This is a genomic window from Peptidiphaga gingivicola, assembly GCF_001652275.1.
Classification (GTDB): domain Bacteria; phylum Actinomycetota; class Actinomycetes; order Actinomycetales; family Actinomycetaceae; genus Peptidiphaga; species Peptidiphaga gingivicola.
On sequence record NZ_LVZK01000001.1, the window covers coordinates 1,877,475 to 1,898,923 of the forward strand.

General features: G+C 65.3%; 15 protein-coding genes and 3 rRNA genes. All 18 read right to left on the bottom strand.

Features of this window, described 5'->3' with window-relative positions; genetic code table 11:
• Position 1: 1 nt before the first annotated feature.
• The 18 genes from A4H34_RS07805 to A4H34_RS07890 all read right to left on the bottom strand — a co-directional run bounded on the left by A4H34_RS07805 (position 2) and on the right by A4H34_RS07890 (position 21,173).
• On the bottom strand, positions 2-337 hold the full coding sequence (locus A4H34_RS07805) for a non-heme iron oxygenase ferredoxin subunit (RefSeq protein ID WP_009198625.1): 336 nt from the start codon (positions 335-337) through the stop codon (positions 2-4).
• Positions 334-1,503, bottom strand: a complete 1,170-nt coding sequence (sufD, locus tag A4H34_RS07810; RefSeq protein WP_064231601.1) for a Fe-S cluster assembly protein SufD — start codon at positions 1,501-1,503, stop codon at positions 334-336. Before sufD ends, A4H34_RS07805 begins: the two co-directional genes overlap by 4 nt.
• Entirely contained in the window at positions 1,503-2,954 is a 1,452-nt protein-coding gene (sufB, locus tag A4H34_RS07815) for a Fe-S cluster assembly protein SufB (protein WP_009198623.1), read from the bottom strand. Before sufB ends, sufD begins: the two co-directional genes overlap by 1 nt.
• Entirely contained in the window at positions 2,935-3,645 is a 711-nt protein-coding gene (locus A4H34_RS07820) for a helix-turn-helix transcriptional regulator (RefSeq protein ID WP_064231602.1), read from the bottom strand. Before A4H34_RS07820 ends, sufB begins: the two co-directional genes overlap by 20 nt.
• Before the next feature lie 231 nt (positions 3,646-3,876).
• Positions 3,877-4,461, bottom strand: a complete 585-nt coding sequence (locus A4H34_RS07825) for an NUDIX domain-containing protein (protein WP_064231603.1) — start codon at positions 4,459-4,461, stop codon at positions 3,877-3,879.
• 40 nt (positions 4,462-4,501) lie between these two features.
• The gene (murJ, locus tag A4H34_RS07830; protein WP_064231604.1) at positions 4,502-6,163 is read right to left on the bottom strand and encodes a murein biosynthesis integral membrane protein MurJ; all 1,662 of its coding nucleotides are present in this window, start codon (positions 6,161-6,163) and stop codon (positions 4,502-4,504) included.
• A 61-nt stretch (positions 6,164-6,224) separates the two neighbouring features.
• The gene (locus tag A4H34_RS07835) at positions 6,225-7,052 is read right to left on the bottom strand and encodes a hypothetical protein (RefSeq protein ID WP_156510290.1); all 828 of its coding nucleotides are present in this window, start codon (positions 7,050-7,052) and stop codon (positions 6,225-6,227) included.
• A gap of 5 nt (positions 7,053-7,057) precedes the next feature.
• Positions 7,058-8,047, bottom strand: a complete 990-nt coding sequence (locus tag A4H34_RS07840) for a copper transporter (protein ID WP_009198618.1) — start codon at positions 8,045-8,047, stop codon at positions 7,058-7,060.
• 10 nt (positions 8,048-8,057) lie between these two features.
• Positions 8,058-9,236 carry a putative cytokinetic ring protein SteA gene (gene steA, locus A4H34_RS07845; protein ID WP_231870985.1) on the bottom strand — a complete coding sequence of 393 codons (1,179 nt, stop codon included), beginning with the start codon at positions 9,234-9,236 and terminating at the stop codon, positions 8,058-8,060.
• Positions 9,237-9,240: 4 nt separating this feature from the next.
• Positions 9,241-10,932, bottom strand: a complete 1,692-nt coding sequence (gene recN / locus A4H34_RS07850; RefSeq protein ID WP_064231606.1) for a DNA repair protein RecN — start codon at positions 10,930-10,932, stop codon at positions 9,241-9,243.
• A gap of 36 nt (positions 10,933-10,968) precedes the next feature.
• Positions 10,969-11,817 (bottom strand): NAD kinase, encoded by an 849-nt coding sequence (locus A4H34_RS07855; RefSeq protein WP_009198615.1) that lies wholly within the window; start codon positions 11,815-11,817, stop codon positions 10,969-10,971.
• Positions 11,818-12,651: a TlyA family RNA methyltransferase gene (locus A4H34_RS07860; RefSeq protein ID WP_064231607.1), complete on the bottom strand. Its 834-nt coding sequence runs from the start codon at positions 12,649-12,651 to the stop codon at positions 11,818-11,820.
• A 10-nt stretch (positions 12,652-12,661) separates the two neighbouring features.
• Positions 12,662-12,784 (bottom strand): hypothetical protein, encoded by a 123-nt coding sequence (locus A4H34_RS11470; RefSeq protein WP_009198613.1) that lies wholly within the window; start codon positions 12,782-12,784, stop codon positions 12,662-12,664.
• 56 nt (positions 12,785-12,840) lie between these two features.
• Positions 12,841-13,947 carry an HAD-IIA family hydrolase gene (locus A4H34_RS07865; RefSeq protein WP_064231608.1) on the bottom strand — a complete coding sequence of 369 codons (1,107 nt, stop codon included), beginning with the start codon at positions 13,945-13,947 and terminating at the stop codon, positions 12,841-12,843.
• Positions 13,944-15,809, bottom strand: a complete 1,866-nt coding sequence (locus tag A4H34_RS11045) for a hypothetical protein (protein ID WP_156510291.1) — start codon at positions 15,807-15,809, stop codon at positions 13,944-13,946. Before A4H34_RS11045 ends, A4H34_RS07865 begins: the two co-directional genes overlap by 4 nt.
• Positions 15,810-16,139: 330 nt before the next feature.
• Positions 16,140-16,260 (bottom strand): 5S ribosomal RNA (rrf, locus tag A4H34_RS07880).
• Positions 16,261-16,372: 112 nt separating this feature from the next.
• A 23S ribosomal RNA gene (locus A4H34_RS07885) occupies positions 16,373-19,470 on the bottom strand.
• Between the two features lie 165 nt (positions 19,471-19,635).
• Positions 19,636-21,173: ribosomal RNA gene (locus A4H34_RS07890) — 16S ribosomal RNA — on the bottom strand.
• Together the 16S, 23S and 5S rRNA genes form the textbook arrangement of a ribosomal RNA operon.
• Positions 21,174-21,449: the final 276 nt, after the last annotated feature.

The window sequence follows — 21,449 nt, forward strand, 5'->3', positions numbered from 1 at the left end:
CCTAGGAGGCGGCGTCGACGTCGACCAAGACGTCGTCGCCTTCTATTTCAATGGCGTATACGGGGACCGGCTTGGTCGCCGGCAAGGTGAGCGCCTTTCCGCTCCTGATGTCGAACAGCGCGCCGTGCTTCCAGCATTCGATCTCGCCCTCGTCGACGTCGCCCTCGGCGAGGGAGTAGTCGTCGTGGGAGCAGGTGTCGCCGATGGCGTGCCACGTTCCGTCGGAATCGCGGACCACCGCCACCGCCACCTGTTCGCCTGCGGCCGATCTCATCTCCACCTGGAGCGCTCCGGCGGCGGCGACGTCGCCCACGGAGCAGGCGCGCGCGTAGCTCATTCGGCGTCCCTGGAAGCCTGGGCGAGGTCGAGCTCGCGCTCGATGGCGGCCATGAGCTTGGCTTGGACGGATTCGACTCCGATCGACTCGACGAGCTCGGCGAAGAAGCCGCGCACGACGAGCCTCCTGGCGACGTCTTCGGGCACTCCCCGCGCGCGCAGGTAGAACAGCTGCTCCTCGTCGAAGCGGCCGGTCGCCGAAGCGTGGCCCGCACCGGCGATCTCCCCCGTCTCGATCTCGAGGTTCGGCACCGAATCGGCCTTGCCTCCCCTGGTGAGCACGAGATTGCGGTTGAGCTCGTAAGTGTCGGTGTTCGTGGCGGTCGGGCGGATGAGCACGTCGCCGATCCACACCGAATGCGCATCCTCGCCCTGCAGGGCGCCCTTGTACGTGGCGCGCGAAATGCAGTTGGGCGGGTTGTGGTCGACGAAAAGCCGATGCTCGTGGTGTTCGCCGCCCTCGGTGATGTAGGCGCCCAGAAGTTCGACGTCGCCGCCCTCGCCCGCGAATTCGGAGCTCGTGGCGATGCGCACTGCGTCCCCGCCCAGGGTGACGACGATGTGGCGCACCTTGGCGTCGCGCCCCACGCGAATTCGCTGATGGGAGACGTGCCTGGCGCTGCGCTCTGCCTCCTGAACCGAGACGACCGTCAGCTCGCTGCGGTCCTTGGCTTCGATTTCGACGGTCTCGGCAAGGTCGCCGACGCCGGCGTGCTCGATCACCACCGTGCCCTTGGCGTCTTCCTCCGCGAGGACGAGCAGCTGGGCGACGCTCATTCCTTCGGGGGCGTCGATGGCGATCATCGTGTCGGGGGCCTCGCCCGCGACGGTCACGACGTGGACGCGCTCGGCCGCCTGCCAGGCCAACGCGCCTGTGCGGTCCTCCGGCTTTCCGACGAGCCCGACGCGCTCGTCGCCTCGGGACGCGGATTCGACCGAGCCCGCCGAGACGAGGACCTCGGCCTGAGCTGCGTCGAGCGTCTCAAAGAAGGGGGCGAGCCGCTTCATCGGCGTGAAGCGCCACTCTTCCTCTTCCCCGGTGGGAACCTCGAAATCGGCCGGATCGAAGGAGCAGAGCCTGTCCGCCCGCGACGACCCCGTTCCCTCGCCGACGCCCTCGCTTTCGAGGACGGCTTTCGAATGGTCAGTGGACAGCGTGTCGCTCATCAGCCGACGCTCCCTTCCATCTGGAGCTCGATCAGCCTGTTGAGCTCGAGGGCGTATTCCATGGGCAGCTCGCGGGCGATGGGCTCGACGAAGCCCCGCACGACCATCGCCATGGCCTCTTCCTCCGAAAGCCCGCGCTGCTGCAGATAGAAAAGCTGGTCTTCGGAGACCTTGGAGACCGTCGCCTCGTGCCCCATTTCGACGTCGTCGGTGCGAACGTCCACGTAGGGGTACGTGTCGGTGCGCGAAATGTCGTCGACGAGCAGCGCGTCGCACACCACGGAGGACTTCGACCCCTGCGCTTCCTCGCCGATCTGGACGAGTCCGCGGTAGGAGGAGCGTCCGCCGCCTCGGGAAATCGACTTCGAGACGATCGACGACGTCGTGTGCGGGGCGAGGTGGATCATTTTCGCGCCCGTGTCCTGATGCTGGTCGGGGCCGGCGAAGGCCGCCGAAAGCGCCTCCCCGTGGGCGTGCTCGCCCAGCAAAACGCAGCTCGGGTACTTCATGTTGACCCGCGAGCCGATGTTCCCGTCGACCCATTCCATCGTGGCGCCGGCGGCGACGGCCGCGCGCTGGGTCACGAGGTTGAGGACGTTGTTCGACCAGTTTTGGATCGTCGTGTAGCGCACGTGGGCGTCCTTTTTGACGATGATCTCGACGATGGCCGAATGGAGGGAGTCCGACTGGTAGATGGGCGCCGTGCAGCCTTCGACGTAGTGGACGTAAGAGCCCTCGTCGGCGATGATGAGCGTGCGCTCGAACTGCCCCATCGACTCGGTGTTGATCCGGAAGTACGCCTGGAGCGGGATGTCCACGCGCACGCCTTTGGGGACGTAGATGAACGATCCGCCGGACCACACCGCCGTGTTGAGGGAAGCGAATTTGTTGTCCCCCGCCGGAACCACGGTGCCGAAATGCTCTCGGAACAGGTCGGGGCACTGCTTGAGCGCCGAGTCCGTGTCGAGGAAGACGACGCCCTGCGACTCCAGATCGTCGCGAATCTGGTTGTAGACGACCTCGGATTCGTACTGGGCCGCAACCCCCGCTACGAGCCTGGCCTTCTCGGCCTCGGGAATTCCCAGACGGTCGTATGTGTTCTTGATGTCCTCGGGCAGTTCGTCCCAAGAGGCGGCCGGTTTGTCGGTCGAGCGCACGAAGTACTTGTACTCGTCGAAGTCGATGAACGACAGGTCGGGCCCCCACACAGGCATAGGCCGACGTTCGAAGAGCCGCAGAGCCTTGAGGCGATTCTTGAGCATCCATTCGGGCTCGTTCTTCGCCGAGGAAATGTAGCGCACCACGTCCTCGTCCAAGCCTCGCCGCGCATTGCGGCCCGCTTCGTCGGAGTCGTGCCAACCGTAGTTGTATTTTTGGCCGAGCGCGTCAATGGTCTGCTGCTGCTCCTGAATCGCTTCGGCCACCGCGGCTTCATGCCGGGTTTGTGTCATGTGTTTCCTTCCTGACTTCGGCCTCGCGGATCCGCGAAACCAGGGGGATCGTCAGCGTGCACACGTGCTCTCCGCCGGCCAGAGTCGCGAGCCTTTGGACGTGTACGTTGAGCAGACGATGGAAAGCTTGAGTCTCCGCCTCGCACATGACCGGGAAGGAGGACGCGACGTCGTGTATCGGGCAATGGCCCTGACACAGCTGAAGCGTCATATCCCCCGGACCGCGCCGAACGCTGGCCGCATATCCGTCTCGCGTAAGTGCGTTTGCAAGAGCGGCGGCCCGAGCCTCTGGATCGGGCCCGGCCTCGTCGACGATGCCGGTGTAGCGAGCCTCAAGCTCGTCGATCCTCTGGGAGGCGAAGGCGTTCACTCCTTCGTCGCCCAAGGAGTCCTTTAAAAACGAAAGAACCTGGTTGGCCACGTCCGCGTAGGAGTCGCCGAACGTCGCCTGCCCGAGCGACGTCGCGACGTAGCGGCGAGACGGACGCCCGCGCCTGGCCGGGCGGGAGGCGGCGCCCGTGTACTCGGCGATCTGCCCGTCCGTCTCCAACTGTGTGAGGTGCCTGCGCACCGCGGCGGAGGTGAGGAACAGCATCGAGGCCAGTTCGGCGGACGTTATCGGCCCGCGTTCGATGATGAGCCTGAGTATGTTGTCGCGCGTGCTGACGTCGGCGTCGGGCTTGACGGCCATCGTTCCCCCTCTCCTGGGCAGTGCAATACGCAAAACGCGACTTGTCTTAATAAGTTTAGGACTTCAGTCGCAATCTTTCCACGTCGCCGCGACGCGCGTTTGCGGAGCCCCGCCACATTTCGTCTGCGGGCGAAAGCCCGGAATGCCGAAGTCTGTGCCGCGCGGGCCGAGGCTTAGAAGCCGTTGTCCGCCAAGGGCCCGAACGGGCCTAGCCTTTGACGAGGGACTGGCCTAGCCTTTGAGGAGGGACTGGGCGGCCAGGACTCCGACGACGAGGGTCGGGCTGGCCAAGGCGCCTTCCCGGACGGCGGCGACGACGTCGCTCAGCGCCCGCCATTCCATCTCGATCTCCGCCTCTTCGTCCTGCCTGACGAAATCGGTCTCCACACTCGTCAGCCCTCGCGCCAGGTAGACGGTCAGCAGCTCGTCGGAGCATCCCGGGGACGTGTAGAAACGCGCGAGGAACTCGTATTCGGCGGCCGCCATCCCGGTTTCCTCCGCCAATTCGCGCTGGGCGGCCCGCATGGGCTCCTCCCCCGGCTTGTCGATCAGCCCCGCGGGGATCTCCCACAGGACCGAGCGCGTCGGATGGCGGTACTGCCGGATGAGGAGGATCTCCGGTCCGCCGCTCCCTTCCCGAACGGGAAGGACGGCGACGGCGTCGTCGTGCGTGATGTATTCGCGCATCATCTTCGAACCCGTAGAGGCGAGGGCAAGCTCGTCGGTCACGAGGTTGAGGATGTGCCCGCGATAGCGGACGTCCCTTTTCTCGACCTTGACGTGCCGGTCGTCCCTGATGTCGCGCAATTGCTTCATAGCCGCTCCTTCTTTCCGCGCGGATCGCTCCGCGCCGTCGTCATTGGGCGCCGGCCCCGTCGGAGGCCCGTCCTTCGACGTCGGACCCTTCTGCCCCGCTTCCTTCGACGCCGGGTTCTTTCGCGCCCCCTCCGGCCAGGCGGAGGGCGTCGCGGTCGAAGAGGAAGACGGCGCCCCCTCCGGCGGCGAGGACGACGGCTCCGCCGACGGCGGCCGAGGCGAATGCGCCGATGCCGCCGGTCCCCAGCGCGCCGAGGACGAGCCTGACTGCCAGATGGCCGAGCGCCGCGCCCATCGCCGAGGCGGCCCCCACGATGAGCGCCGAACGCGCCATGCCGACCGTCGCCCGCTTCCCGACGGCCTTGCGAATCGCCGCTATCTGGCCGATCGCGCCGATCGTCATGCCGACCGAGACCGAAGCCCCGACCGCGATGAGCGTCTGCCGCCTCCCGTCGATCCCGATCGCGACGCTTGCCCCCAAGGCTGCGCACACGCTCAGCCACGCGAGGGAGTTGACGAGGACGACGGCGCGCGAAGCCTCCACGGCATAAAGCACGCGCGAGCCGTGGTAGATGAGCGCGTACCCGGCCAGGCCTGGGGCCATGGCGAGCATCGCGACGTCCATCCCCCTGGCGGGGCGCAGTATCTCGAAGACGAGGCCGGCGGGCGAGGCCAAGACGGCGAGCAAGGCCACGGTGACGATCCCGACGTCGAGGACCAGGCGGGTCGAGCGCGCCGTCAGGGACGTCAGGCCGGGCCTGCCGGGAAGCGCGGCAGCTTCCGAAAGGCGCGGGAAGACCGCCGTAGCGATCGGCACGGCCAAAACGGCGTAGGGCACCATGTAGACGGCGTTGGCAAAGGTGTAGACGGAATAGGCGCCGGTGTCTCCGAAGCCGTTGGCCACCACCATGATCGTGACGATCTGCACCTGCTGGGCGAGCAGCCCGCCGAGGCCTGCTCCTATGAGGCCTCGAGCCCGCCTGGCGACCCCGTCGGGGAAGCGGAAGGTCGGCCTCAGCTTGACGATCCTGGCCACGGGAACGATCTGCGGCAGCGCGAAGGCCACCACGCCCACGGTGGTCCCCCATCCCAGCCAAGCCACGGCCGCCTCGGTCAGAGCGCCCGGAGAATCCTGTTTGCCGTTTGCCGCTTGGGCGAAAACCGCGAAGACGGCTATCACGGCGACGGAGGACAGCATCGGCGCGAGGGCCGGAAGAAGGAAGCGCTTGTGGGCCTGGAGAATGCCGGTGAGCACGACGGAGAGGCCGTAGAGGGGAACCTGCAAGGCGAAGGCCCGCAAAAGCGTTGCAGCCAGGGCAAGCTCCTCGGGCGACTTGTGCGCTCCCAGAAGGGCGCGCGTGATCGGCTCGGCCGCGAGCGCGACGGCTCCCGCGATGGGCAGGCCGACGGCCAGAATCCACGTGACGAGCGCCGAGGCTGTGCGTTCGAGCTCGTCCTTCATTCCCTTTGCCAGGAAACCCGAGACAAGCGGGATGACGGCCCCGGCGAGCGCCCCTCCCGCCGCTATTTCGAACAGGACGTTCGGCACGGTGTTGGCCGTCGAATAGGCCTCCCCGGAGGCGGTGTCCCCCAGCGCTCCGTTCTGCGCCCAGGTTCTGACGAATCCCACGAGGCGCGAGAGCAGCGTGAGAACGGCTATCGAGCCGGCCGCACCCGCAACCGAGGCGCCGATCTTCTTCATGACGCTTCCGACGTCATGGGCGTGCGGGCCCGGTTTGCCGATGTCATGGCGCTAGCGCGTTTCACCGGCGTCCGAGCCGATCCGCCCAGGCCAAAATAGGCGTCTCCTCTATCACTTTGGAGAAGGAGAGCTTCTCGCTTGCGAAAGTGAGGGCCACGACGCCGGACAGGCAGGACCACCGCGCGAAGGCGCCGGGGGCCAGAGCGAGTGAGTACCCTAGGGCTGCGCCGACGGCGTTGGCGCCGAGGTCCCCGAGCATCGTCTTTCCCTCGAGGTCGCCGCGCATGCAGACGGCCGACACCGCGACGATTCCGTCTCGAAGGCCCGCCGCGGCGGGCCCGGATGCGCCCGCGGCGATTGACGCGGCGGCGCTCGCTTTGAGGGCGCGCCCGGGCCGAAGGTCGAGGAGGTTGACGATGTTGGCCGTTCCGGCGATGAGCGCGGACTGGTTGGCCCAGGCCGCAGCTCGCCGCAGGCGCCCGCCGTGCCGCGGAATCGCCAGGGCGCCGAGGCCGGCGCCGGCGCCGATGAGCCCGATCTTGAGTGCCCCTGACGTTGCCTTCCCTTCGCGCAGGGCCCCGATGTGGCCTTTGAATCCTTTGCCCTTGGCGGGAAAGCGATCCTCAAAATGGTCGTCGACGGCTCCGGCGGCGGCGGCCGCGCCCACGGCGATTCCCGCGCCCGCCCGGACTCCGGCGGGAAGCGCGGCCGAGGCGAGGCCGAGGCCCGCAGCGGCGGCCAGGCCTTCCGTCAGACTGACCGGCGTTCCCGCGTAAGACGTGCGGTTCCACGAAGAGAATGCCGAAGGGAAGCGTTTGGCAGCCGCGACGGCCGCGCCCGCCCCCGCGACCGCGAGGCCCCCGGCGAGGGCCGCAACACGAATGCGCACGTCGATCATCCTTCTTCCGAGGTGGGTCCGGAGGCGGGCTCAGGCGCCTGGGTCGGCGTCGCCGGGGCGTCGACGCGCGTTCCTATGACCGCTTGGGCGCCGTCGCCTTGGCCGAGATGGACGTGCGAGCCCTTGATCTCGGAGGCCACGGCGATGGCAACGTTGATTCTCCCCGCCACGGTGTCAAGTGAATCGACCGTCGATCCGGCGCCCTTGGCTTCGCGCACCTTGGCAAGCAAACTGGTCGAGGAGGTCCCCTCCCCGACCGTGACGGTCGGTCCTTTCGAGGAAAGGGTTTTCACCATCTTGACGTAGCCGTTGGAAACGCTCTTCGTTTCGGCGGCGGGCGTGGCGGCGGATTTGTCGATCTCCATCTTCTTCGGCGTCACCACGACGACTGCCTGAACGCCGCCTTCCACGTCTCCCTGGATCTGGATCATCTGGTTGTCTTTCGCCGTGAGGGCGTCTCTGATCACGGTCATATTGGGGTCGGACGACCCCATGAACAGCAGTCGGCCGACGCCCGAAGCGACGACGACGTGGGGGTCGGCGTCGCTTTTCTCGCCCACGTACTGGGCGAGGGAACGCGCCAGCGTGTTGCGGTAGGGGTTGGCCGAAGTCGCCGCGTAGGAGTCGGCGAGCGTTACCGTCCCGGCGACTGTGGCGCCGGCTTTGGAAACCTTGTCTTCGGCGGCCTTGAGATCAGAGTCCTCAACGCCCGGGAGGGCGACGATCGCGACCCTGCGGTCTTTGAGGGTACCGCCGACGAGCTGCGTTCCCGCCGAATCTAGCTGCTTTTCGTTCTCGGAAAGCGCGTTGTTGGCGGTGTCGGCCTCCGTCCTCGCCTCGTCGCGGGACTTCCTCAGCGACTCGACCTGGGACGAGAGCGTCGTCCCGATCGAATTCTGGAGCGGGCCCGCGCCCAAGATGACGCCGATCGCGAGGGCCATGAAAACCGAGACGAGCGATACTAAGTGATATCGAAAATCAACCATGAGTAGCCTTTCAGAAGAACGATCCAAACCATCGAAGAATGTCGCCGAACCAGGCCGAGACGAGCCCGAAGGTCGCCCGCCCCGTGGCGGTCGAGGCCATGGCTGCGCCGATGGCGATGCAGCCAGCCAGCAGGAGCGCGAAAATCTGCCAGTTGGATATGCGGGAGCGGTACAGCTGAGAGACGCCTTTCGCGTCGATGAGCTTCCCTCCTACGGCGAGGCGCGTGAGGAAGGTCGAAGCCATCCCCGGGCGCCCCTTGTCGAGGAATTCTATGAGGGTGTTGTGGGTGCCCAAGGCGACGATGAGCTTTGCCCCCTTGTCGTCGGCCAGCAGCATCGCGACGTCTTCGGACGTTCCGGTGCACGGGAAGACGACGTGGTCCACCCCGAGCTCGTCCACGCGCTTGCTTCCAGGGGCGCGTCCGTCCCGGTAAGCGTGGACGACGATCTCCGCTCCGCAGGTGAGGGCCTTGTCAGAAACGGAGTCCATGTCGCCGACGACCATGTCGAGCTTGTACCCCTCTTCGAGTATCGCGTCGGCTCCGCCGTCCACCCCGATCATGATGGGCCTATATTCGCGAATGTAGGGGCGGAGGGCCGCAAGGTCCTCCTTGTATCTGTAGCCTCGGACGACGACGAGGACGTGGCGCCCCTCGAAGGAGGTTTTGACGTCGGGCACTCCTACGCCGTCGAAGATGAGGTCCTGCTCGCGCTCGACGTACTCCATCGTGTTCGTGGCGAAGGCTTTGAGCTGGACGTTCATGCCGGCCCTCGCGTCCTCCTGGTTGGCCGCGATCGTCTCGGCCGTCTGAACGGTTCCCGTGGCGACGAGCTCCTCTCCGGCGTACACCTCACCGGTCTCCGTCACGCGCACGCGCGTGCCTTCGCCTACCTCCATGACCTCGGGCCCGCAGTCGTCGACCAGCGGCACTCCAGCCGCGTTGAGGATTCCCGGCCCGAGGTTGGGGTATCGCCCCGACGTCGATTTCGCCGCATTGACGACGACGAGCGGGTTGCACGCCACGAGGGCCTCGGCGGAAACCCTGTCGATGTCCGAATGGTCGATGATTGCGACCTCGCCCGCCCGCAGACGCTTCGTCAGATTCTTCGTGCGCGGATCCACGCGCGCCTCGCCCGCATGGTCATCGACCAGCGGGGCTTCCTTCTTCCGCCTGAATGGGAGTGCCACGGCTTTATCGTGCCACATCCGGACCGCCGCCGAGGAGTTCGGCCGCGTGGGTTCGAGCCGCTTCGGTGTCGTTTCCCGAGAGCATCCGCGCCAATTCTCCGAGCCGCTCGTTGCCGGTGACAATCGTGACGTTGGTTTTTGCCCCTGATTCGTCCTCTTCTTTGACGACGACGGCCTGCGTCGCCGCGTGAGCGGCCACCTGCGCCAAATGAGTGACAACGATCACTTGGTGTTTTTCAGCGAGCTTGGCTAAACGCCTGCCGACCGCCTGGGCGGCTCGGCCGCCCACTCCGGCGTCGACCTCGTCGAAGAGGAAGGTGTGGTCCGACTGCGCCGCCCGCTCCGCGAGGGACACCTCGACGGCGAGCATGACTCGCGAAAGCTCGCCGCCCGATGCCGACGCGCCGATGGGCCGGAGCGGCGCCCCGGAATGCGAGGCGAGGAGGAATTCGACGACGTCTGCGCCGTGGGCCGCGGGCTGCCCCTCGGTCACGGCGATTTCAAACCGGGCGTTGGCCAGCGCCAGTTCGGTCAGCTCGTCGCCGACGAGTGCGCCGAGCCGACCGGCCGCCTGCGACCGGGCCTCGTGAAGAGCCTCCCCGGCGGCCTCCATGCTTTTGCGGGCATGCTCGCACTCTTCTTCGAGACGTTTTCTCGTGCTTTCGGGGTCCTCGAGGTCGGCCAGGGCCGCGCGGGCTTCCTCGGCGGCCTCGATTGCCTCGTCGTTTCCCATGCCGAGCTCTCGCCGCAGTCCGGAAAGCTCCTGGCGCCGCGCGTATATTTCGGCGAGCCTGGCCGGATCGGCCTCGGTGTCCGCCGCGGCCGAAGCGAGGGTGGCCGCGATGTCGCCGAGCTCGTCGCGAACCGAGCGAAGCCGCGCAAGAAGGTCGACGACGTCGCCTGTCTGCTCGAGGGCGCGCACGGCTGCGTCGATTCCTTCCATGGCGGACGACTCGACCGTGTCTGAGCCCGAAAGCCGCGCCGCGGCCTCCGACAGCCCCGCGAAGCGCGATTCCGTGTTCTCCAGCCTGAAGGCTTCCGCTTTGAGGGCCTCGTCTTCGCCCGGGCGCGGGGAGACCTCCTCGACCTTCGCCGCCAAGGCCTGATATGCGAGACGGCGGCGCGCGTTTTCGCGGGCGTTCTCGTCGAAGGAGCGGAGCCGTCCTTCGGCCTTCGCGTGGGCCGAGTACGCCTCGCCCCATTGCCGAAGCGCCTTTGCGACCTCCTCGCCTCCGAACGCGTCCAGGGCCTGTCGCTGCTGGGCCGCCGTGGCCAGGCGCAGCTGGTCCGACTGCCCGTGGACGGTGACGAGGCCTTGGGCTATCGACCTCAGGACGGCCGTGGGCACACGCCGTCCGCCGATGAACGCGCTCGACCTGCCGGAAGCGGGCACCTGCCGAGCCACGACAATTTCTGCCTGCCCGCCGTCGACGTCGTAGGCCCCTCCGGCGTCGTCGATCGCCGCCAGAACGGGGGAATCGTCGGCGACGAGGAACGTCCCCTCGACCCGCGCCGCCTTGGCGCCGGTGCGGACGTGTCCGGGGTCAGGCTTTCCGCCCAAGATGAGCTGCAACGATGTGAGGGCCATCGTCTTTCCCGCGCCGGTCTCGCCGGTCAGGGCCGTGAGCCCCGCCGAAAGGTCGAGCCGGGCCTCGGCGATGACCCCGAGGTTCTCTATGGTCAGCGTCTCAATCACTGATGTCCTCCTGCTCAGCCACAGGCGCCCTCCCGATCAGTCACGGACGCCTTCCTGCGCGGGGTCGCGCCATCCGCGCACCGGCAGTCTGAATTTCGTCACGAGCCTTCCCGAGAACGGAGTGTCGTTGAGCCGGGCGAGGAGCACGGGATGCTCGCCCTTGACGGCGGTGATCGTCGAGCCCGCAGCGGCGTTCAGCTCTCGCCGTCCGTCGCACCACCCCCGCGCGGCCCCGTCGAGGACACGCAGTTCCAGCTGCGAGTGCGGCCCCACCACGAGGGGCCGGGTGAACAATGCGTGCGCCGCCACGGGCGTGAGGACCATGCCTTCGACGTCGGGCCACACGATCGGCCCCCCGCCGGAAAAGTTGTAGGCCGTCGATCCCGTTGCGGTCGAGAAGAGAACGGTGTCGACCTTGAATGCCGAGATTTCGCGGCCGTCGACGCCGATGGACACTTCGAGCATGCGGAAATCGGCGTCTTTCTCGATGGCGACTTCGTTGAGCGCCCAGTCTCTTTTCACCTTTCCGTCCGGGCAGACGATCGTGACGTCGATCGTCATTCGCGAATCGACGCCCCACGAACGCTCCGCGATCTGGCGAACCACCTGCGGCGCATCGACGGGGTCGGCCTCCGAGAGAAAGCCGACGTGTCCGTAGTTGATTCCGAGGATCGGCACCCCCGCCGGCCGGCCGAGCTCCGCGGCGTGGAGGATCGTTCCGTCCCCTCCGAGAACGAGGATGAGCTCGCATTCGGCCACACTCTTCCTCGTCGGATGTGTTTCCGCCTCGAGCCCCGCCTCTTCGAGCAGATGTACGATTTTCGCCGACGATTCTGCGGCCGCGCCGCGCTTTCGGTGCGTGACAACGGCGATGCGTCGCGCCATTCAACTCCTCGCATTCTCTCCCGCAGGCCCTTGGGCTACGGCTTGCTCTATTGCTGCGTCCACGTTAGCGCACGGAGAATCGGCGTCGCCCGCCCGCATGTACAGGAAATACTCTACATTTCCAGCGGGCCCGGGCAGTGGCGAAGGCGCGGCGCCTGCCACGGAAAGGCCGTTGGCCGCGGCGCAGTCGGCAACCTTGCGCATCGCCCAGGCGTGCAGGGAGGTGTCGCGCACAACCCCTCCGCTTCCAAGCCGCTCCTTGCCCACTTCAAATTGGGGTTTGACCAAGAGGAGGAAGTCGGCGCGGGAGTCGGCCGCCCCCACGAGCGCCGGAATAACGAGCGTGAGCGATATGAACGACAGGTCGCCGACGACGAGGCCCGGCGCGGGGGCGACTAGCGCGGGATCCAAGGTGCGCACGTTCGTTCTTTCGACGACGGTGACTCTGGGATCCTCTCGCAGTCGCCAAGCGATCTGCCCGTAACCGACATCGACGGCGACGACATGCGCCGCTCCCCGCCGCAAAAGAACGTCCGTGAAGCCGCCTGTGGAGGCGCCGGCGTCCAGACACCTGACGCCTTCCACCGCGGGCCCGTCCTCGCCGAGGAGATCGAGGGCGCCGATCAGCTTCCAGGCTCCACGCGAAACATAATCCTCCCGTTCGCTTTCGACGACGAGCAGCGGCTGGGCGGGATCCATTTGCCGGGCGGCTTTTCGCACGGCCTCGCCGTCGAGGAGCACTCTCCCCGCCGCGATCAGTTCCCGAGCATGCTGCCGGGAAGGAGCGAGGTTGCGGCGCACCAACTCGGCGTCGACCCTGATCAGCCGACCCATGTTCCCTCCTTCACGCCTGAGCCGAAGAAAGGGTGCGCTTCAAGCCTTCGAGCACGTCCTCAAGAGATTCGATCGTCTTGTCGACGTCGTTCCCATCCGGGTCCCTTTCTTCTGCGCTTTCAAGCTCGCGCAAGGCTTCCTCCGGATCGAAAGGCGCTTGCGGAACGGGTGTCCGCGGAGCGGGCGAAGTCAACGGACCACCGTGATTTCGCCGACCGCCGCGTCAAGGTCGGCCCCCGCGTCCGCGGCTTTCCAAGCCGCGTGCACAAGGGCGCGATACTCGTCAAGGTTCAGGGTTGCGCCCCCGGCCACATCGATCTCTCTTTCGCCGAAGAGGCGGACCCCGCTCTCGGTCCAGCGGGCTTGGGCCGATCCAACTGTGACCGTTCCCGCCTTCGCGACGGCTCCGGAGCCGATCTCCTCGCCGTCGTCGATGAGCTCGTCTCCTGTCTGGCGGCTGCGCCCGTCTTCGACTTCGATGAGCACCTCGGGATACGGCTCGTTGAGTCCCCGCATGTCGTCGCAAAGGAAGGTCGGCCGCACTTCGGGCGGCGCCAGGCAGATGTTGCGGGCGCTGGCGAGGCCCGTGAGAACGTGGAGGCAGTCGATGCCTGCGCTGACGGCGCCCTTGATGTCCGTGTCGAGATTGTCGCCGATCGCGAGGGGTTTGCGGGAATCGAGCCCTCGGGCGGCGGCGAGGAAGATTTCCGGCTCGGGTTTGCCGCCCGAGATCGGTTTGACGCCGGTCGAAAGGGAAACTGCGCCGACGAGGGCGCCGTTGCCGACCATCAGCCCACGCTCGCGCGGAATGACGAGATCTAGATTGGTGGCGATGTAGAGCGCGCCCGCCCGGATGGCCAGGGCCGCCTCGGAAAGGTCGTGCCACGTCACGTCTTGGAAGAAGCCCTGGAGGACGGCGTCAGGCCCGTCGTCCGCAGAGTGCACGATTTTCAGCCCGCGTTCCTCGACGGCGCGGACAAGCCCAGCCCCGCCGATGACTAGGACTTTCGCTGCTTCTCCGCATCGCCTGGCGGCTATGTCCGCTCCCACCTGCGCCGAGGTCACCACGTCCGCCGCCACGGCTGGAAAGCCGAGGGCGGCTAGGTGCCGGGCGACGTCGTCGGTTGTGCGCGAGGCGTTGTTCGTCACATAGACATGGCGCAAACCGCCCGCTACCGCGCGAGCGACTTCTTCGGGGGCGTGTTCGATGGCCTCGTTTCCGAGGTAGCAGACGCCGTCAAGGTCGAAGAGTCCGACGTCGTACCGCTCTGCGAGGGTTTGATCGGGCGTGCTCACCGGGCATCGCCGCCTTCGGAATCGATCTCGTTTTCGAGGCGTTCCTTGTCTTCCAGGCTCTCAACCGCTTCGGGACACTCCCTGTCTTTCAGGCTATCTCCGGCTGCAGAGTGCCCAACTCCAGGGCTCTCCGCTGCCTCGGGGCCTTCCTCGGCTTCGAGATCCTCTCCAGCCTCGGATTCTTCTCCGGCCTCAGGGTCCTCTTGGACGTCGGGGCCGTTCCCGGTCCCGAGAGCCTCGACTTCGGGATTTCCTTTGGCCTCAGAATCTTTGGTTTCCTCAGACTCGTCAGATTCGACGCCGTTCTCGGTTTCGCCGTAGCCGCGATCAAACGGAGCGTCGTCCGTCTCTGCCTCATACTGGCCATCGTGGACCTCGGCGCTGTGCTGGGCGCCGTCGGGTTCCGCATCGTACCGAGATTCATCGTTTTCGGCTCCATAACGGGCATCGACGGGCTCGTCGCCATAACCAGCGCCCTCCGATTCGTCTCCATAACGGGCGTCGACGACGTCAGGGTCGGCCTCGTCGGATTCTTCCTCGTAAAGGTCGACTTCTCCTTCGTCGGAAAGAACGGACTCCCACGAAGCGCGCAGCTCGTTGGCTTCTTCCTCTCGTCCGAGCTCCTCAAGGCGGTCGGCCCGGATGAGCTCGACGCGGGCCCGCAAGTCTTCTTCGAAGTTTTCGACCGCGAGTTTCTCGATCACGGCCAGTCCGCCTTCAGAATCGCCTGTGTCAGCCTTGGCGCCGGAGGCCACTAGGGCAAGCTCAATCTTCGATTCTGCGTCAAGTCTCGACAAAGGGATTTCCGATATGAATGCAAGAGCCTTCTCAGAGCGTCCGAGGCCGCGCTCGGAATCCGCTTCGATAGCTACATGACTGTAATCGTCCGTCATTCGGCGGTACGTGCGCAGTTCGCGCAAGGCCTCGGAGTATCTTCCGGTCATATACGCCGCAAGACCGAGAGCTTCACGCACTACGTCCACGCGCGAAGCGCGACGATAGGCCGCCTGAGCATGCTCATAAGACAACTCAGGGTCGACGTCAAGCATCGATCCAGCGTAAACAAGATGACGCGCAACACGTTCCGAGTTGTCCTTCGAAAGGGTATTGAGTCGACGGCGCGACTCGGCATCGAGATCCTTTTCGGACACTGAATCCGGCACGATCGGATCACGTCGGCCGCGGGGAACGTCGGCGCGCCTGTCGTCGCGTCGGTCCGAATACCCGCCGCGGCGCTCATCCCGGTCCCCGTAGCGTCCGCCCCGGTCCTCATAGCGTCCGCCGCGGTCCTCGTAGCGTTTGCCGCCGCGATACCCGTCACGATCGTTGTACCGGCTGGGCCGACGGTCATTGTCCCGGTCCTCCCACCGACGACCCGACCCACGCGAATCCCTCCGATCCCCGTAGCGATCCTCCCGGCGGTCGGAGTATCCGCCGCGGCGCTCATCCCGGTCCCCGTAGCGTCCGCCCCGGTCCTCATAGCGTCCGCCGCGATCCTCGTAGCGTTTGCCGCCGCGATACCCGTCACGATCGTTGTACCGGCTGGGCCGACGGTCATTGTCCCGGTCCTCCCACCGACGACCCGACCCACGCGAATCCCTCCGATCCCCGTAGCGATCCTCCCGGCGGTCGGAGTATCCGCCGCGGCGCTCATCCCGGTCCCCGTAGCGTCCGCCCCGGTCCTCATAGCGTCCGCCGCGATCCTCGTAGCGTTTGCCGCCGCGATACCCGTCACGATCGTTGTACCGGCGATCCCCCCGATCGCCACCGGGGGAGCTGCGGCGTTCGGAAGCCGACTGCCACCCCGAGAATGGGCGCTCGCTGCGCTCGTTGCTTGTTGAGACGTTGGAATCCTCGGTCATGTCCATCCTCGGTGTTTCAGTTTTCAGCAAAGTACATAGCCGCCCTTATGACTCAAAGCAAAAGGTCGGACTCAACAAGCATACCTGTGGTTGGTGTGTTGGTGGTTTGGCGGGCGGTGTTTATGGCTGGGTTCACGCTGAGCACGCCGGCAGCCGCGTCGGCGTCTGGCGGTGTGTTGGTGGTGTGTTGGTTGTCTGCCGCGGTGTCTGGCGGTGCGTTGTCTGCCGCGGTGTCTGGCGGGTTGGCGGCGGGGGCGGGGGCAGCCGCGTGCGTGCGGTGGCAGGCGACAAGAAAGGGGGGGCCGCTGAGCGGCCCCCCCTTTGTGGTGTGGGCGGCGGTGTCCTACTCTCCCACACCCTGGCGGGTGCAGTACCATCGGCGCTGGCAGTCTTAGCTTCCGGGTTCGGAAAGGAAAGGTCCGGGCGTGTCCCTGCCGCTATGACCGCCGCCACGCGGTCCCGGGCTGCCACACCCCGCCCGGAAGACAGGGGGGTGTGGGGTTCGGGTATCGCATAGCGGACGCGAATCGCCCTCCCCCCAACGAATGGAGAGAGAGGAAAAGTGTGTTGGGTTGGTCGGCCCATTAGTGCCGGTCGGCTTCACTCCCTTGCGGGGCGTCCACGTCCGGTCTATCAACCCCGTCGTCTTCGGGGGGCCTTCCCACCGCGAGGGTGGTGGAGAACTCGTCTTGAAGCGGGCTTCCCGCTTAGATGCTTTCAGCGGTTATCCCTCCCGAACGTAGCCAACCAGCCGTGCTCCTGGCGGAACAACTGGCACACCAGAGGTTCGTCCGTCCCGGTCCTCTCGTACTGGGGACAGCCCTTCTCAATTCTCCTGCGCGCGCAGCGGATAGGGACCGAACTGTCTCACGACGTTCTGAACCCAGCTCGCGTACCGCTTTAATGGGCGAACAGCCCAACCCTTGGGACCTACTCCAGCCCCAGGATGCGACGAGCCGACATCGAGGTGCCAAACCATGCCGTCGATATGAACTCTTGGGCAGGATCAGCCTGTTATCCCCGGGGTACCTTTTATCCGTTGAGCGACGGCGCTTCCACACGCGACCGCCGGATCACTAGTTCCCACTTTCGTGCCTGCTCGACCTGTCAGTCTCACAGTCAAGCCCCCTTGTGCACTTGCACTCGCCACCTGATGACCAACCAGGCTGAGGGGACCTTTGAGCGCCTCCGTTACCCTTTAGGAGGCAACCGCCCCAGTTAAACTACCCACCAGGCACTGTCCCTGACCCGGATCACGGGCCGAGGTTAGGAGCCCAACACGGCCAGAGTGGTATTTCACCAGCGACTCCCCGCCCGCTAGCGCGAGCGGATCACCGTCTCCCACCTATCCTACACAAACCGCGCCGAACACCCATACCAAGCTGCAGTAAAGGTCCCGGGGTCTTTCCGTCCTGCTGCGCGAAACGAGCATCTTTACTCGTACTGCAATTTCACCGAGTTCGTGGTCGAGACAGCGGAGAAGTCGTTACGCCATTCGTGCAGGTCGGAACTTACCCGACAAGGAATTTCGCTACCTTAGGATGGTTATAGTTACCACCGCCGTTTACTGGGGCTTAACTTCCCGGCGTCACCCCCACAAAGAGGGGCTGACCGGTCCGCTTAACCTTCCAGCACCGGGCAGGCGTCAGTCCGTATACATCGCCTTGCGGCTTGGCACGGACCTGTGTTTTTGATAAACAGTCGCTTCTCCCTGGACTCTGCGGCCCCGCCACGCTCCCCGCCGCACGGACGGACCACGCGCAGGGCCCCCCTTCTCCCGAAGTTACGGGGGCATTTTGCCGAGTTCCTTGACCACGAGTCACTCGAACGCCTCGGTATACTCTACCTGACCACCTGTGTCGGTTTCGGGTACGGGCGGACAACGGCCTCGCGTCGATGCTTTTCTCGGCAGCACAGGATCACCCGCTTCCCATCAACGGTCCCCATCAGGCCTCACCCACACACCGCCGGGATTTACCACGGCGAGGGGCCACACCCTTGGCCGTGCCAAGCCATAAGACACGGACAGGCTACCTCACTGCGTCACACCTGTTACCACGCTTGCCACACCAGACAGGCACGCCCCGCNCCCGCACGCCCCCCACACCCCGAAAGGCGCAGAAACGACGCACAGGGACGACAACGCCCCACCCAGCAGACATCGGACGGCCGCCGTCCGGTACGGGAATGTCAACCCGTTGCCCATCGACTACGCCTGACGGCCTCGCCTTAGGACCCGACTAACCCAGGGCGGATCAACCTGGCCCTGGAACCCTTAGTCAATCGGCGGACGGGATTCTCACCCGCCACTCGTTACTCATGCCTGCATTCTCACTCCCACGCAGTCCACCGACGCTCACACGACGGCTTCCCCCCACGCAGGACGCTCCCCTACCCACCCCCCACACGGAGGGCGCCGCGGCTTCGGCGGTGTGCTTAAGCCCCGCTACATTGTCGGCGCATCACCACTTGACCAGTGAGCTATTACGCACTCTTTCAAGGATGGCTGCTTCTAAGCCAACCTCCTGGCTGTCACAGCAACGACACATCCTTTCCCACTTAGCACACCCTTAGGGGCCTTAACCGACGATCCGGGCTGTTTCCCTCTCGACGACGAAGCTTATCCCCCGCCGTCTCACTGCCACGCTCACACTTTGCGGCATTCGGAGTTTGGCTGACCTCAGTAACCCGGTGGGGCCCATCAGCCATCCAGTCGCTCTACCTCCGCAAAGAACCACGCAACGCTGCACCTAAATGCATTTCGGGGAGAACCAGCTATCACGGAGTTTGATTGGCCTTTCACCCCTACCCACACCTCATCCCCCGGGTTTTCAACCCCGGTGGGTCCGGGCCTCCACACGCTCTTACACGCGCTTCACCCTGGACATGGGTAGATCACCCCGCTTCGGGTCTAGAACGCACGACTGACCGCCATATTTCAGACTCGCTTTCGCTACGGCTGCCCCACACGGGTTAACCTCGCCACACGCCCCTAACTCGCAGGCTCATTCTTCAAAAGGCACGCCATCACCCCCACAACAAAGGGCTCTGACGGATTGCAGGCGCCCGGTTTCAGGCACTCTTTCACTCCCCTCCCGGGGTACTTTTCACCTTTCCCTCACGGTACTCATCCACTATCGGTCACCAAGGGTATTCAGCCTTGACAAGTGGTCTTGCCACCTTCACACGAGATTCCACGAGCCCCGTGCTACTCAGGAACACACTCAGACAGCCGCCGCGATTTCGGCTACGGGGCTCTCACCCACTCCGGCGGGCCTTCCCAGACCCTTCGCCTACCCCGACGGTTTCTCACTGCCCGGCCGCACACCGGCACGGCCACAAGCATGCCCACAACACCGCACACGCACCGCCCGGCGGCTGATACACGCACACGGTTTAGGCTCCTCCGCCTTCGCTCGCCACTACTAACGGAATATCTTCTCCAGCAGGTACTAAGATGTTTCACTTCCCCGCGTTCCCACCCGCGCGCTATGAACTTCACACACGGGCGACCAGGCACAACCCCGGCCAGGTTCCCCCATTCGGACACCCCCGGATCACCGCTCGCTTGCCAACTCCCCGAGGCTTATCGCAGACTGCCACGTCCTTCTTCGGCCCTTGATGCCCAGGCATCCACCGAACGCCCTGCACACACCCAACACACGCCGCCCCGCCCCACAACAGAACGCAGACGACGCACAACTACAAGATGCTCGCATCCGCTATACGATTCCCAAACACCACACCCACCCCACAGGCAGGCACAGGCACAGCGCCCGACAGCCTGACAGCACGCGCAGACAACACCACCACAAAAACTCCCTAGAAAGGAGGTGATCCAGCCGCACCTTCCGGTACGGCTACCTTGTTACGACTTCGTCCCAATCGCCAACCCCGCCTTCGACCGCTCCCCGCACAAGCAGAGCCACGGGCTTCGGGCGTCGCCGACTTTCGTGACGTGACGGGCGGTGTGTACAAGGCCCGAGAACGTATTCACCGCAGCGTTGCTGATCTGCGATTACTAGCGACTCCGACTTCACGGGCCCGAGTTGCAGACCCCGATCCGAACTGAGACCGGCTTTACGAGATTCGCTCCGCCTCACGGCATCGCCACCCTCTGTACCGGCCATTGTAGCATGCGTGAAGCCCAAGGCATAAGGGGCATGATGATTTGACGTCGTCCCCACCTTCCTCCGAGTTGACCCCGGCAGTCCCCCGTGAGTCCCCGCCACAACGCGCTGGCAACACGGGACAAGGGTTGCGCTCGTTGCGGGACTTAACCCAACATCTCACGACACGAGCTGACGACAACCATGCACCACCTGTGAACCGGCCCGAAGGCAGACGCGTCTCCGCGCCCTCCCGGCACATGTCAAGCCTTGGTAAGGTTCTTCGCGTTGCATCGAATTAATCCGCATGCTCCGCCGCTTGTGCGGGCCCCCGTCAATTCCTTTGAGTTTTAGCCTTGCGGCCGTACTCCCCAGGCGGGGAACTTAACGCGTTAGCTCCGGCGCAGAATCCGTGGAACAGACCCCACACCTAGTTCCCAACGTTTACAGCGTGGACTACCAGGGTATCTAATCCTGTTCGCTCCCCACGCTTTCGCTCCTCAGCGTCAGTGACGGCCCAGTGGCCTGCCTTCGCCATCGGTGTTCTTCCTGATATCTGCGCATTCCACCGCTACACCAGGAATTCCAGCCACCCCTGCCGCACTCCAGCCTGCCCGTACCCACTGCACGCGCGGAGTTGAGCCCCGCGTTTTCACAGCAGACGCGACAAGCCGCCTACGAGCCCTTTACGCCCAATAATTCCGGACAACGCTCGCGCCCTACGTATTACCGCGGCTGCTGGCACGTAGTTAGCCGGCGCTTCTTTGACGCGTACCCTCAACCCCGCCAAACGGAGCCTTGTCCCGCGCCGAAAGGGGTTTACAACCCGAAAGCCTCCATCCCCCACGCGGCGTCGCTGCATCAGGCTTGCGCCCATTGTGCAATATCCCCCACTGCTGCCTCCCGTAGGAGTCTGGGCCGTATCTCAGTCCCAGTGTGGCCGACCACCCTCTCAGGCCGGCTACCCGTCGACGCCTTGGTAGGCCGTCACCCCACCAACAAGCTGATAGGCCGCGAGCCCATCCCCCGCCGAAAAACATCTTTCCCCGCCCAGCCATGCGACCAGACAGGCACATCCGGTATTAGACCCCGTTTCCAAAGCTTATCCCGAAGCAGAGGGGCAGGTTGCCCGCGTATTACTCACCCGTTCGCCACTAATCCACACCACCACAAAGACAGCGCTTCATCGTTCGACTTGCATGTGTTAAGCACGCCGCCAGCGTTCGTCCTGAGCCAGGATCAAACTCTCCACAAAAAACAAAACATTGCAGACAGCCCAAAACAGGCCCACCAAAACCCGACCCCAAACAGGCCGGACACGCCGCCGAACCCCCAAAAAGACCCGACGACACAATCGTCATCCACACGCACTATCAAGCAATCAACCACCACACCCACACCCCGCACACACACCCCCACAGGCACACGCACAAGGAAGAAACACAACCACCGCACCCACACAACCAAGCCCGGCAGCAGACAACAACACTACACCCCCACCCCCCACCCCCACAACCCCCACCCACGTGAC